General features: G+C 71.8%; 13 protein-coding genes. 6 read left to right on the forward strand and 7 right to left on the reverse strand.

What is annotated here, in order from left to right; translation table 11 throughout:
* Positions 1 to 210: 210 nt before the first annotated feature.
* Complete coding sequence (locus tag ACGFZW_RS03835; protein WP_393891401.1) at positions 211 to 1,026, forward strand: SDR family NAD(P)-dependent oxidoreductase; 816 nt, start codon at positions 211 to 213, stop codon at positions 1,024 to 1,026.
* 151 nt (positions 1,027 to 1,177) lie between these two features.
* On the opposite strand, the gene ACGFZW_RS03840 is transcribed toward ACGFZW_RS03835, so the two are convergent.
* The 3 genes from ACGFZW_RS03840 to ACGFZW_RS03850 all read right to left on the reverse strand — a co-directional run bounded on the left by ACGFZW_RS03840 (position 1,178) and on the right by ACGFZW_RS03850 (position 3,180).
* Positions 1,178 to 1,426, reverse strand: a complete 249-nt coding sequence (locus ACGFZW_RS03840; RefSeq protein WP_393891402.1) for a hypothetical protein — start codon at positions 1,424 to 1,426, stop codon at positions 1,178 to 1,180.
* Complete coding sequence (locus ACGFZW_RS03845) at positions 1,423 to 2,037, reverse strand: hypothetical protein (protein ID WP_393891403.1); 615 nt, start codon at positions 2,035 to 2,037, stop codon at positions 1,423 to 1,425. Before ACGFZW_RS03845 ends, ACGFZW_RS03840 begins: the two co-directional genes overlap by 4 nt.
* Positions 2,038 to 2,760: 723 nt before the next feature.
* Positions 2,761 to 3,180 (reverse strand): secondary thiamine-phosphate synthase enzyme YjbQ, encoded by a 420-nt coding sequence (locus tag ACGFZW_RS03850; RefSeq protein ID WP_393891404.1) that lies wholly within the window; start codon positions 3,178 to 3,180, stop codon positions 2,761 to 2,763.
* Positions 3,181 to 3,589: 409 nt separating this feature from the next.
* Here ACGFZW_RS03850 and ACGFZW_RS03855 point away from each other — a divergent pair, with 409 nt between their 5' ends.
* From ACGFZW_RS03855 to ACGFZW_RS03875, 5 genes are all read left to right on the forward strand, one after another.
* Positions 3,590 to 4,519, forward strand: coding sequence for an ABC transporter permease (locus tag ACGFZW_RS03855; protein ID WP_393891405.1), 930 nt, complete (start codon positions 3,590 to 3,592; stop codon positions 4,517 to 4,519).
* Positions 4,492 to 5,403 (forward strand): ABC transporter ATP-binding protein, encoded by a 912-nt coding sequence (locus tag ACGFZW_RS03860; RefSeq protein ID WP_393891406.1) that lies wholly within the window; start codon positions 4,492 to 4,494, stop codon positions 5,401 to 5,403. The genes ACGFZW_RS03855 and ACGFZW_RS03860 overlap by 28 nt, the downstream gene beginning before the upstream one ends.
* A 92-nt stretch (positions 5,404 to 5,495) precedes the next feature.
* Complete coding sequence (locus ACGFZW_RS03865; RefSeq protein ID WP_393891407.1) at positions 5,496 to 6,536, forward strand: ABC transporter substrate-binding protein; 1,041 nt, start codon at positions 5,496 to 5,498, stop codon at positions 6,534 to 6,536.
* 1 nt (position 6,537) lies between these two features.
* Positions 6,538 to 7,743, forward strand: a complete 1,206-nt coding sequence (locus ACGFZW_RS03870; protein ID WP_393891408.1) for an LLM class flavin-dependent oxidoreductase — start codon at positions 6,538 to 6,540, stop codon at positions 7,741 to 7,743.
* Between the two features lie 183 nt (positions 7,744 to 7,926).
* Positions 7,927 to 9,084 carry an NAD(P)-binding domain-containing protein gene (locus tag ACGFZW_RS03875; protein WP_393891409.1) on the forward strand — a complete coding sequence of 386 codons (1,158 nt, stop codon included), beginning with the start codon at positions 7,927 to 7,929 and terminating at the stop codon, positions 9,082 to 9,084.
* Here the strand turns inward: ACGFZW_RS03875 and ACGFZW_RS03880 are convergent.
* Genes ACGFZW_RS03880 through ACGFZW_RS03895 form a run of 4 tightly spaced genes read right to left on the reverse strand, consistent with a single transcriptional unit; the run spans position 9,045 to position 13,023 of the window.
* Positions 9,045 to 9,638 (reverse strand): ATP/GTP-binding protein, encoded by a 594-nt coding sequence (locus ACGFZW_RS03880; protein ID WP_393891410.1) that lies wholly within the window; start codon positions 9,636 to 9,638, stop codon positions 9,045 to 9,047. The two genes, ACGFZW_RS03875 and ACGFZW_RS03880, sit on opposite strands and share 40 nt — an antisense overlap.
* Entirely contained in the window at positions 9,619 to 9,993 is a 375-nt protein-coding gene (locus ACGFZW_RS03885) for a DUF742 domain-containing protein (RefSeq protein WP_393891411.1), read from the reverse strand. Before ACGFZW_RS03885 ends, ACGFZW_RS03880 begins: the two co-directional genes overlap by 20 nt.
* Positions 9,994 to 10,003: 10 nt before the next feature.
* Complete coding sequence (locus ACGFZW_RS03890; RefSeq protein ID WP_393891412.1) at positions 10,004 to 10,411, reverse strand: roadblock/LC7 domain-containing protein; 408 nt, start codon at positions 10,409 to 10,411, stop codon at positions 10,004 to 10,006.
* A complete protein-coding gene (locus ACGFZW_RS03895) occupies positions 10,408 to 13,023 on the reverse strand; it encodes a nitrate- and nitrite sensing domain-containing protein (protein WP_393891413.1) in 2,616 nt (871 codons plus the stop codon). Before ACGFZW_RS03895 ends, ACGFZW_RS03890 begins: the two co-directional genes overlap by 4 nt.
* Positions 13,024 to 13,139 lie beyond the last annotated feature (116 nt).

The following is a 13,139-nucleotide window of genomic DNA, read 5'->3' on the forward strand; positions in this document are numbered from 1 at the left end:
CATGGTGTCCCTGCGCGCGGCCAGCCTCGGCTCGGGCCTTCTTCAAGGGGCCTTGTTCCGGTCGGACCAGATCGTGGCGAATGCCGGCGCGAGCCCGCCGCCCCATCCGCGGCGCCGGCGGCAGCGGCACCCGCTCGGCCCGACGGTGCGCCGCTTCGTATGCTCGCGGTGCGGGGAACGGAAGCTGACCACCTTCGGAGGCGAACGACCATGTCGGAACAGCGTGTTGTCCTGGTGACGGGTGGAGGAACGGGAATCGGGGCCGCCACCGCCCGGCTGTTGCGCACCGCCGGACACCAGGTCGTGATTTCCGGGCGGCGGCCCGAGCCACTGCGCCGGGTGGCCGAGGAGACCGGAGCGCTGGCCCACCCTTCCGACGCCGCCGACCCCGAGGCCGTGCGCGAGCTCGTCGAGGCGACGGTGACGGCCTACGGGAGACTCGACGGTGTGGTGCTCAACGCCGGAATCGGGCGCGGCGGCGCGGTCGGCGACACCGCGGTCGAGGACTGGGAAGAGCTGATGCGGACCAATCTCACCGGCCCGTTCCTGCTGCTGCGTGCCGCGCTGCCGCATCTGCTGGTGGCCCGCGGTGCGGTGGTCGCGGTTGCCTCGGTCGCCGCGCTCCGCAACAGCGTCGGCAACGCCGCCTATGCCACGTCCAAGGCGGGTTTGCTCCACCTCTGCCGCTCCCTCGCCGTCGACTACGGGCCGCAGGGGCTGCGCGCAAACGCGGTGTGCCCGGGCTGGGTGCGTACGGAGATGGCCGACCAGCGGATGGCGCGGTTCGCGGCGGAGGCGGGGCTGGCGGGCGGCGCCGAGGCGGCATACGAGGAGGCGAACCGGCTGACTCCCGCCGGACGGCCCGGCGATCCGGAGGAGGTCGCCGAGGCGATCGACTGGCTGCTCTCGCCCGCCGCGTCCTACGTCAACGGGGCCGTCCTCAACGTCGACGGCGGAGTGACCACGGTCGGTGTCGGCGGTGCAGCCTTCGACTATCGGATCGAGGCGCGCGAACCACGCCTGTAGCGGACTCCCGGACAGGCCCGCTCCACAGGCCCCGTCGGAGCCAGGAAGCCTGGCGGGGCCAGGGCCCCAGAGAGAGGCTGAGCCTGGCCGACGCCCCCGAGGCAGCCGGGCTCGTCACCGGGGGATGAAATTGAGGGGCGGGGCAACCAACCTAGCGTTCGGGCCGAGACACCATGCCGACGGTGGTGGCCAGGGCACGCAGGACGGTCGTGCCGGCGGCCACAACCGAGGAGACCGGCCATGCCACCCATCGCGTCAGATCGTCTCGCAGGTCGGGATCCACCTCGACGGTCACCCGGAGGTATCTGCTCTGGAGCGTGGTGACATTGGTGGACCGAGGTACGGCAACGTCCTGTCCGCGCTGCAATGCCGCGCGGTAGCTTTCCTTGCGCTGACTCATACCTCATCCTGACGCTTGATCAGTTCCTCCGCGAAGTCCACGTACGCCGAACCCTTGGCCCGGACCGCGTTCCCGAATGACTGGGAGTACAGGTCGAGCCGCGCGATCTGGGTGTCCAGCACCTCGAAACCCCGCTCGGTGAGAGCCTCACGAGCGTCGGCATCCGGCCCGGTGCGCGTGGCATCCGGACGGTTGGTGCGATTGAGCAGGACCGCCGTGCGGGCCGGCTCGGCACGCAGGGACTGCACGTCCGCCATCTCCCCGAGGATGGGTGCCATCCGGTCCAGTTCGATGGGGGCGGGGGTCACGGGCACGATCCACTCACCGGCGTACCTCATGATGCTGCGGGTAATGCGGGGATGGTCCTCCAGCTGGGGCGCATCGAGCACGACGGCCTGCCGGTTGCCGAGGAAGTCGTTCACGCGCCGGTGGACGTCCCCCACCGGCAGGGCGATCACCGGAAACGGGAAGCCGCCGGCCAGCTCGCTCCAGCGCAGCGCTGAAGAGGCCGGGTCACCGTCGACCAGCAGGGGCGACAGTCCCGCCTCATGCAGCGCGTGGGCCAGCCACACAGCGCTCGTCGTCTTTCCGACGCCGGGCTTGAGGTTCACAAACGCACAACTCAATGGCACGAGAGCTGACAATAGCGGGCGCTATCGCCCAGTTTCGGTCGGTACGAGGGTGTGGCTTCGTGGTTCACCCGCAAGCAGTGAGAAACAGCGGACAAGCGTTGTGGTCGCTGGCGGTGCGTAGGCGCCACTGGTTGCCCTTTCCTGCCCCCTCGCCAGATGGCAAACGGCCCCCACCCGTCCGCACCGACTGCTCCGCTCGGCCCCGCCACTGCCGGCCCACGAGGCTGGGACCAGCGTGAAGGGTGGACGGCGCGGCCTTGGCCACCTGTTCGCGATCCTCGATCGACTCACCGAGGAGCCAGTGACCCGCATTAACAGGCTGCTCTACTCCGAATGCCAGCTCTTCTGCGCGGCCGCCAGCGCCGTCCTCCTGACTCGCCGCTCGTGACGCGCCACCCGCAGCAGGTGAATCGACCTGCGCCTTTTTGCACGCGGCCCATGCGCTCTGCCGCAGAGCACGGGGCGGCCGGCCCCGGCGAGGCGTGTGCCGCATGGCACGGATCGGCCCTGCCGCAGGTCACCAATGGACGCGGAGACGCTCCCACGAATTCCTCTCCGGTCTCGATCAACCACGCCCGCACGCCGTTCCCTCAGCGAACGCGGTCACCCCGGCGTGGCACGCGAGTGATGCATTGACCGGTCGAGACCGCCCTCATCGCCAGAAATGCGGTGACTTCGCCAGAACATCACGGTCAACGCTCGCTATCCGAGGAAACTCAGACGCACCGTGCGATCCGGGTTGTCCCGGTTCGTATCGACCAAGCACACCGACTGCCAGGTCCCCAGGGCCATGCGGCCGTCGATGATCGGGAGGGTGGCGTGGGGCGGGATGAGGGCGGGGAGGACGTGGTCGCGGCCGTGGCCGGGGGTGCCGTGGCGGTGGCGCCAGCGGTTGTCGGCGGGGAGGAGGTCGTGCAGGGCGGCCAGCAGGTCGTCGTCGCTGCCGGCGCCGGTTTCGAGGATGGCGATGCCGGCGGTGGCGTGCGGGACGAAGAGGTTCAGCAGGCCGTCGCGGCCGTCGGCGACGTCCCGGAGGAAAGCGGTGCAGTCGGAGGTGAGGTCGGCAACGGTTTCGGCCGAGCCGGTGGTGACGTCCAGGGTGCGGGTGGTGAAGGTGCTCATGGACTCATTTTCGTACGGCGGTCAGGGGCAGTGGCGCAACCGGGCGGGTGCCGCCGCAACACTGCGGCAACAAAGGTCCAGCTGCCGAGACGAAGTTTGACCCTCCGGTGGGGCGCCGCTACGTTCAACGGCATGTCTACGTCAGCCCTGCTCACGACGCGCGGTCACATCGACCTGCTGCGAGTGGCTTCCGCCGCATGTCGCCGCGGCTGCTGACGATCTCTCAGCTCAGGTGACCTCCGGGTCCCCCGGGACCGTGCCGGTCTCTTGACCCGATGGCCTTTCGGCCATCGGGCAGTCGACCCGTTGGCCGCTTCACCTCTTCGCCCGTTCACGGCTTCCCCTCAATGCCGCTGCGCGCTGCCCGTGCGTGCTCTCGGTGTGCCCCTCCCCTGCCTGTGGAGTCTTGATGACCCTCGATCAGGCCGTCCAGCACGGCCATCCTCCGCCCGATATATCTGATTCATCACCATCTGATCCATCAGCCCCGCTCGCCCTCTCGAAGGGCGCCGACACCTCCGCAAGCTCCGCCGCGCCCCCGCTCGACCGCGTCGTGCCCGTTTCGCGTCGCAACCGTTCGGTGCCACGGTGGGTGCGCCGGACGGCGGGTCCCTTGACGCTGCTTGTGCTGTGGCAGGTGCTGAGCGCGACGGGCGCGCTGCCGGCCGAGATCCTGGCTTCCCCGGGGACCATCGCCGCCACCGCGGGCGACCTCGTTTCGGACGGGACACTGCCATCGGCGATGGGAGTGTCGCTCCAACGCGTCGCCGTGGGGCTGGTGTTGGGCGGGCTCATCGGTGTCACACTGGCGCTCCTCTCGGGCCTCTCCCGGCTCGGCGAGGATCTGGTCGACGCGACGGTGCAGATGCTGCGTTCCGTCCCCTGGGTGGGCGTGATCCCGCTGTTCATCATCTGGCTTGGGATCGGCGAGGCGCCCAAGATCGCACTGATCTCGCTCGGTGTCGCCTTCCACCTGTACCTCAACGTCTATGCCGGCATCCGCGGCGTGGACGCCCAGCTGGTCGAGGCGGGGACCTCACTCGGACTGAGCCGCTGGGGCCAGATCCGGCACGTCGTGCTGCCCGGCGCGCTGCCGGGCGCGATGACCGGGCTGCGCTATTCGCTGGCGACCGCCTGGCTCGCGCTGGTCTTCGGTGAGCAGGTGAACGCCGATGACGGTCTCGGCTTCCTGATGAACCAGGCCCGGGAGTTCTTCCGTACCGACGTGATCGTGGTCTGCCTGGTGGTCTACGCGCTCCTCGGGCTCATCGCCGACTTCCTCGTCCGCACTCTCGAAAGGCTGCTGCTGCAATGGCGACCGACCTTCACGGGCCAGTGACCGACACTCCCCCGGACGTGACCGACGCCCCGGCCCCCGCGCGGGCGGCGGACGGTGCGGGAGCCGTCCCCGGCGTCGCCGTCCAGGTCGAAGGACTGGTCCGCGCGTTCGACCGCCGGGCCGTCATCGACGACCTTCAACTCACCATCAAACCGGGTGAGTTCGTGGCCCTGCTCGGCCGCAGCGGCTGCGGCAAGTCGACCCTGCTGCGGGTCCTGGCCGGACTCGACCGGGAGATCGAGGGCGAGGTGCTGGTGCCGCGCCGCAAGGCCGTGGCGTTCCAGGCACCGCGGCTGATGCCGTGGAAGCGGGTCTGGCGCAACGTCCTGCTTGGACTGCCGGGGCGACCCGAACGTACCGAGGCGGTGCGGGCGTTGGACGAGGTGGGGCTCGGCCACCGCGCCGACGCCTGGCCCAAGACGCTCTCCGGTGGTGAGGCGCAGCGCGCCTCGCTGGCCCGCGCTCTGGTGCGTGAGCCCGATCTGCTGCTGCTGGACGAGCCGTTCGGGGCGCTCGACGCACTCACGCGGATCAAGGCCCAGCGGCTGGTGGCCGACCTGTGGCAGGAGCGCGGCTGCGCGGTCCTGCTGGTCACCCACGATGTCGAGGAGGCGTTGCTGCTCGCCGACCGCGCGCTGGTGATGGAGGGCGGCCGCATCGCGTACGAGACCGAGGTGGATCTGCCGCGGCCGCGCGACATCTCCGATCCCCACTTCGCCGCGCTGCGTGCCGAGCTGCTCGACCGGCTGGGCGTCGAGGGGCCGGACGACGCCGTGGCGGACCCTGCCGCGGACGACGAGAAGGCGTCCGGCGTAGACGCCACACCCGCCGCACCCGCCGAGACCGCGGCTTCCGCCACCCACCGGCCTGCCAGGGCCGCCTGACTGCCACAGACCCACCCGCACCCGCACAGCGAGTACTGCGCACCAACCGGCACCCCGCCCACGGGGCGCTTCACGAATGGAACGGACATCTCATGAGACCACGGCACACCGCCCCGGCCCTGCTGCTCCCGCTCGCCCTGCTGCTGGCCGCCTGCGGTGCATCGCCGCGAGGGGAGGGCGCAGGCGGGACCGGCAGCGGTACCGACGGCAAGGGCTCGCTGACGCTCAACGTCGGTGACCAGAAGGGTGGTTCGGAGGCCGTACTGCGTGCCGCCGGGGAGCTGGACGATCTCCCGTACAAGATCAAGTGGTCGACCTTCACCTCGGGTCCGCCGCTGCTGGAGGCGATCAACGCCGGAGCGGTCGACGTCGGTGGAGTCGGGAACACGCCGCCGGTGTTCGCCGCCGCCGCGAATTCCAAGATCAAGGTGATCGCGGGGTCGCACAGCAGGTCCGACGGCGAGGCGATCTTGGTGAAGAAGGACTCACCGCTGAAGCGGCCGTCCCACCTGAAGGGCAAGTCCATCGCGGTGGCGCAGGGCAGCTCCGCGCACTACCAGCTCATCGCCCAGCTGAAAAAGATCGGACTGACCCCGAAGGACGTCACCCTCAACTATCTGCAGCCGGCCGACGCGCTCGCCGCCTTCTCCCGCGGCAAGGTGGACGCCTGGGCGGTGTGGGACCCCTACACCTCGCAGGCGCTCGACCAGGCCGACGCCCGGGTGCTGGCGACCGGGCAGGGCGTGGTCAACGGTCTGAGCTTCCAGGTCGCCGCGCCTTCGGCGCTGGACGACAAGAAGAAGTCCGCCGCCCTCAAGGACTACACCGACCGGCTGCGCCGCGCGCAGAACTGGGTCTTCAAGCACCCCGACGCCTGGGCGAAGGCCTGGTCCGAGGAGACCGGGCTGCCGCGCAAGGTGGCGCGGGACGCGGTCGAGCGCACCCGGGGCACGGCGGTGGCGGTGGCCGTCGACAAGGCCGCCATCGCCTCCGAGCAGCAGATCGTCGACACGTTCGCGGGGCTCGACCTCATCCCCCGCAAGTACGACTTCGGATCGTTCGTCGACCCCCGCTTCAACGGTGGCCTGCCGCCTTCGAGCACGCCGCCGCGCACCTATGGAAAGGCCAAGTGACATGTCCGTACACCTGCATTGGTTCCTGCCGACCGGCGGCGACGGACGGACCCTGGTCGACCGCCACGCCTACACCGACGGCGGCATCAAGCGGGACCGCATCACGCCCGTGAGCGGGGTGCGCGCACCCGACATCGAATATCTGGCCCAGATCGCGAAGGCGGCCGAGCAGCTGGGGTTCGAGGCGGTGCTGACGCCGACCGGCACCTGGTGCGAGGACGCCTGGCTGACGACCGTGGCGCTCACGCAGGTCACCGACCGGCTGAAGTTCCTGGTCGCGTTCCGGCCCGGGGTGATCTCGCCGGTGCTGGCAGCCCAGATGGCCGCGACGTATCAGCGCATCTCGCGGGGCCGGCTGCTGCTGAACGTGGTGACCGGCGGTGACTCGACCGAGCAGCGCCGCTTCGGTGACGCGCTCGACCACGACCGGCGCTATGCCCGTACCGACGAGTTCCTGCAGATCGTGCGGGGAGTCTGGGGCGGCAAGCCGTTCGACTTCCAGGGGGAGCACTACCAGGTCGAGGGCGGGCTGACGGCCCTGCCGCCGGACCCGCTGCCGGAGATCTTCTTCGGTGGTTCCTCCGCGGCGGCCGGTCCGGTCGCGGCCAGGAACGTGGATGTGTACCTCACCTGGGGCGAGCCGCCCGAGCAGGTCAAGCAGAAGATCGACTGGATCCGCGGGCTGGCCGAGCAGCAGGGCCGCACGGTCCGCTTCGGCATCCGGCTGCACACCATCTCGCGCGACTCCTCGAAGGAGGCGTGGGCGACCGCGAACCGTCTGCTCGACGACCTAGACCCGGAAACCGTGGCCGCCGCACAACAGGCTCTGGGCAAGAGCGAGTCGGTGGGCCAGCAGCGGATGCTCGCGCTGCACGGCGGTTCGCGCGACAAGCTGGAGATCTCGCCCAACCTGTGGGCCGGGGTCGGGCTGGTGCGCGGCGGCGCGGGCACCGCGCTGGTCGGCAGCCACGCCGAGGTCGCCGACCGGATCGAGGAGTACCACGCCCTGGGGGTCGAGCACTTCGTGCTGTCCGGCTACCCCCACCTGGAGGAGGCGTACTGGTTCGGCGAGGGCGTACGGCCCGAGCTGGCCGCCCGCGGGCTGCTGGACGAGCTCGCGTCACCGCTGACGGGAGTGCCGGCCGCCAACGGGCGTCCGGCGTCCGCTCCCGGCGGCGCTCCCCTGCTGGTGGCGGGCGGCCGCTGACGCGAGCGTGCCGCTACACGGCGCCGAGGCCCCGGCCGTCCATCCGACCGGGGCCTCGGCGCGCTTCCCCCGGACCTGGAGCGTGCCGGATCAGACCCGCACCCAGAGGGCCGCCCTCAAGACGTACCGAGGAAGGGCATGGCCTCCGGGAAGACATCCGACCCTCCCCGGGTTAGTAGAAACATGAACTACAGCGGGGTGCGGCACGTCGACGTCGTGGTGATCGGCGCCGGCCAGGCGGGCCTGGCCGCGGCCTTCCACCTGCGGCGGGCGGGGTACGCCCCGGACCGTGACTTCGTCGTCCTCGACCACTCTCCGCGCCCCGGCGGTGCCTGGCAGTTCCGCTGGCCCACGCTCACCTACGACAAGGTGCACGGCATGCATGCGCTGCCGGGCATGGAGCTGACCGGCGCCGACGGCGACCGTCCTTCCTCCGAGGTGATCGGGGGATACTTCGCGCACTACGAGCAGACCTTCGGGCTGCGGGTGCACCGGCCCGTGAGTGTCCTTGCGGTGCGCGACGACGTGGGAGATCCCCCCTGGACGGAGCCTGTCGGAGCTCTTGGGGGAGGCCGACTGCTCGTGGAGACGTCCGAGGGCACGTACGCGACCAGGGCACTGATCAACGCGACGGGGACCTGGGACCGGCCGTTCTGGCCGCGCTTCCCCGGCCAGGACGTCTTCGCGGGGCGTCAGCTGCACAGCGCGCAGTACCCCGGCCCGGAGGACTTCCGGGGCGCGCGGGTCGTCGTGGTCGGCGGGGGTACCTCGGCCGTGCAGCAGCTCCTGGAGATCGCCTCGGTGGCGGACGCCACGACATGGGTGACTCGCAGGCCGCCGGTATTCCGCGAGGGCCCGTTCGGCGAGGAGCAGGGCCGGGCCGCGGTCGCGCTCGTCGAGCAGCGGGTCCGGCAGGGGCTGCCGCCGCGCAGTGTGGTGAGCGTGACCGGGCTGCCGATGACCGAAGCGGTCCGGCGGGGCCGCGAGAGCGGCGTCCTCACGCGGCTGCCGCTCTTCGAGCGGCTCACACCGACCGGCGCGTCCTGGGCCGACGGCCGTGCGGTCACCGCGGACACGGTGCTGTACGCCACCGGATTCCGCGCCGCCATCGACCATCTCGCACCGCTGAAGCTGCGCGAGCCGGGCGGCGGCATCGCCATGGAGGGCACCCGTACGCTGCGCGACGCACGGGTGCACCTCGTCGGCTACGGGCCGTCGGCCAGCACCATCGGCGCCAACCGCGCGGGGCGCGCCGCGGTCCGCGACATCCGCCGCCTGCTCGCCGGCGAGCCCCGCGCCGGCTACCCGGCCTCCGACGCGGCCGGCAGTCTCGCCTCGTAGGACGAGGCGGCGTGCTCGACGAGTCCGATCAGCACCTCCTTGCAGGAGGTGCGGTCCCGGGCGTCGCACAGCAGCACCGGGGTCCCGGGATCGAGATCGAGGGCCCGGGCGACTTCCCCGGCTCGGTAGGCGCGGGCGCCGTCGAAGCAGTTCACTGCGACGACGAACGGGATGCCGCGGTGCTCGAAGTAGTCGATGGCCGCGAAACTGTCGGCGAGGCGCCGGGTGTCGGCCAGCACCACCGCGCCGAGCGCCCCCTGGGCCAGCTCGTCCCACAGGAACCAGAACCGGTCCTGTCCTGGCGTGCCGAAGAGGTAGAGCGCCAGATCGTCGTGGATGGTGATCCGGCCGAAGTCCATGGCCACGGTCGTGGTGGTCTTCTGCTGGACCCCGTCGAGGCGGTCGACGGGCCGGCCTGCCTCGGTCAGCCGCTCCTCCGTGCTGAGCGGCCGGATCTCGCTGACGGAGCCGACGAGCGTCGTCTTGCCGACGCCGAACCCCCCGGCCACCAGGATCTTGAGGGCCATGAAGGAGTCAGAGCGCGCGGAGTCCATCGATCACTTCCCTGAGAATGTGCGCGTCGGGCAACTGGGCGGGCGGTACGGGACGGTTGACGCGGAGCAGTCCTTCGGCCAGCAGATCGCTCAGCAGCACCCGGACGACGCCGAGCGGCAGGCCGGAATCGGAGGCGATGTCGGCCACCGGGCGGGGGCGTTCACCGCACAGCACCAGGATCGACCGCTGCTCGGGCGACAGCACGGGGAACTCGCCGGGCGGGTCCTCGGCCTGCACCACGGCCATCAGATCGAAAGCCTCGCTGCTCGGCCGGGCCCGCCCTGCGGTCATCGCGTAGAGCCGGACCATCGGCCCCGCTTCGTCGTCGTACCAGTGCGGGGTGGAATCGGTCATGGGCGGCCGGTCACTCCGCCCCGGCGCGCACCGGGGTCCCGAGGTGCTCGCCGACCCGCTTGACCAGCCGGGCCATCTCGTAGGCGACCAGGCCGACATCGGCCTCCGCGTCGCCGAAGACCGCCAGGCAGGAACCGTCGCCCGCCGCCACCACGAAGAGGAAACCGCCCTCCAGCTCGACCATGGTCTGGATGACCTGGCCGGCGGCGAAATGGCGGCTCGCGCCCTTGGCGAGGCTGTGGAAGCCGGACGCGATCGCCGCGAAGCGCTCACTGTCGTCGCGGGTCATCCCGGTGGACGTCCCGACCGCCAATCCGTCGCCGGAGAGCACCACCGCGTAGCGGAGCTCCAGTACGCGGGAGACCAAGTCGTCGAGAAGCCAGTTGAGTTCGCCGGAAAGGTGCTGTTCGCCGGTCATCGTGTCTCTTCTCCTCGTGACGGATCATCGTTCGCACCGTTCGGTCGCCCGGCGTTCTGCGGGTGCCGTGGTGGCTGCGGCCGGGACGGCTCCTGCGCGTGTGGGTGCGCGGCCCCGGGGGGCGGTGCCTGCTCGGCCTGCGGTGGCTGCCCCGATGGCCGGGGCGGAGTGGTGGCGTCTCGTCCGCGTGCCCAGCCCGCGCGGAGGGACGCCATGGTGGCGCGGGCCTGCTCCGGGGAGCGTCGCGGGGCGGGCGTGCCCTCGGTGCGCGGAACCCACTCGGGGTGCTCCTGCGGGCTGGTGCGCAGTGCCGGCGCGAGGTTGGCCTGCCGCACCCGGCGCGGGAGAGCGCCGTCGGCCTCCGCCGGCGGGGGCGCCTGCCCGGTGTCCGGGGCGTCCGCGGCAGCGGAAGGGGCGGAAGCCGGATCGGCTTCGGGCGCACCCTCCCCCGCGGGAGCGGGAGCGTTCGCGCGGAGGGGCAGGGGCTGCTCGGGCATGGCGTCACCGGGTGCCGGGTCGTCGGGGTTGCGGTGCCCGGGCGGCTGCTCCCGCGGGCTTGCGTCCGGGCCGGTGTGCGGCGCCGGTGCGGTGGGGAGTGCGCGCGGGTGCCGGGGAAGGGAGGCCAACGCCCGCCCGGCGCCCGGGTGTCGGCGGTGCCGCAGCGATACCGGCTCCTGCGCCGCCGATTCGCCCTCGGCGGTCGAGGGTTCCCCGCCGGTCCCGCCGGAGAGCAGGGCTTCGGGCAGCAACACCACGGCGGTGACGCCGCCGTAGCCCGAAGCCTGCAGGGTGACCCGGACGTGCTGTCGGTGCGCGAGCCGGTTGACCACGAACAGGCCGAGCTGCTCGGTGTCCAGCAGGTCGATCTCGTCGGCGTCCTGGATGCGGCGGTTGGCCTCGTCGAGCGCCTCCTTGCCCATGCCGAGCCCGCGGTCCTGGATCTCCACGGCGATGCCGCTGCCGACGCGCTCGGCACGTACCTGCACCTTGGTGTGCGGCGGCGAGAACATCACCGCGTTCTCGACCAGTTCGGCCAGCAGATGGGTGAGGTCGGCGACCGCGCCGCCGACGAGCCGCGTCTCGGCGACGGTGTGCACCTGGACCCGCGGGAAGTCCTCGACCTCGGCGACGGCCGCGCGCACCACGTCCAGCAGCGGCACCGGGTGACGCCAGCCGCGTCCGGGGGCGGCGCCGGAGAGGATGATCAGGCTCTCGGCGTGCCGGCGCATGCGGGTGGTGAGGTGGTCGAGCCGGAAGAGGTCCTCCAGTTCGGCCGGGTCCTCGGTACGGCGTTCCATGGTGTCCAGCAACGCGAGCTGACGGTGCAGCAGCAGCTGGCTGCGGCGCGCGAGGCTCACATAGACACCGGAGATTCCGCTGAGTGCGGCCGCGCGGTCGGCGGCGGCTTCGAGGGCGGCGCGGTGCACGGCGACAAGGGCCTCGCCGACCTGGCCGACCTCGTCCCGACCGGTGCCGCGCTCGCCGCGCGGCGCCACGGCGTCGATGTCCACCGCCTTGCCCGCGTGCAGCCGCCGCATGGACTCGGGCAGGTCGCGGCCCGCGACCCGCAGTGCGGAGTTGCGCAGGTCCTCCAGCTCGACGACGAGCCGGCGGCCGATCTTGACCGAGATGAGCAGCGAGAGCAGCACGCCGCCCAGACCCATGACCACGGCGATACCCGATCCGCCCAGGGTCTCCAGGGACAACGGGTCGGCGTCGCGGGCGGCCCCCGTGGTCGCGCCCTTCTGGGCCGCACGCAGCTCGCGCAGGACCGCGTCGTTCGCCTGGGTCCAGTGGGCGGCCGGCACGGCGAGGGCCGCGGGGGTGCCGGCGCCGGCGTCGCGTACGGCGTTCTCCGCCGAGTGCAGTTCGCGGTACCCCGCGCCGTTCAGGACGTGGCGGTAGGCCGCGGCATCGTGCGGCCGCAGGTCGTCGACAGCGGCGGCGAACAGCGTGCGCTGCGTGTGCACGGCGCCTGCGAAGGCGTCGAGGCGGGTGGAGGACATCCGTCCGGCCGCCTGGGCGGCGCCGAGGATCGCGTCCTCGCGGGAGATCTCCTCCCGCGCCCGGGCGAGTTCGAGGACGACGCGCACCTCCGAGACGACCGCGGTCTTCTCCAGGCCGCTCAGCGCCCCGACCGTGGCCAGGCCGTGGTCGACGACCTCGGTGTAGGAGCGGATCGTACGGTCGGTGGCTTCCTCGCCCGCTTCGTCGTGTTCCCGCAGGGCGGTCAGACCGTCGGCGTCGTCCATGAGCCTGTCGATGCGGCCGGGCAGTGCGGGGTCGATGGCCTCCGCGTCGGCGCTGCTCGCGTTGACGCCGTCCCGCAGGGCGGAGGCGGCGGCGTCGGTCGCCCGCTGCCGGTCACGCAGTGCCTGGCGGCGGCCGGCGTCCGGCGCGGCCTGGGCGCGGGCCGCGGTGCTGCGCTCCTCCTGCACCGCCGCGACGAAGTCGCCGACGGGTGAGACGAGGGTGGCGTCGATCTGCTGGAGGCGGTCGAGCTCGGAGACGTTCTGCGCGGTGGTGACCGTGGCGAAGGCCCACAGGGCGATCAGCGACACGACAGGCACCATGAGCAGGGCGACGATCTTCGCGCGCACCGACCTGGGCATCAGCCGGATGCGGCGATTCCCTTTTCCTTTACGGGACTTGGGCGCTGCGGTCACCGCATGCCGCGGGCCGTTGGCGGGCGGCTGATTATCCCCTTCGGCCCCGGGGTGATCCGGGT

Origin of the sequence: Streptomyces sp. NPDC048248 (assembly GCF_043201875.1) — a bacterium.
Lineage (GTDB): Bacteria > Actinomycetota > Actinomycetes > Streptomycetales > Streptomycetaceae > Streptomyces.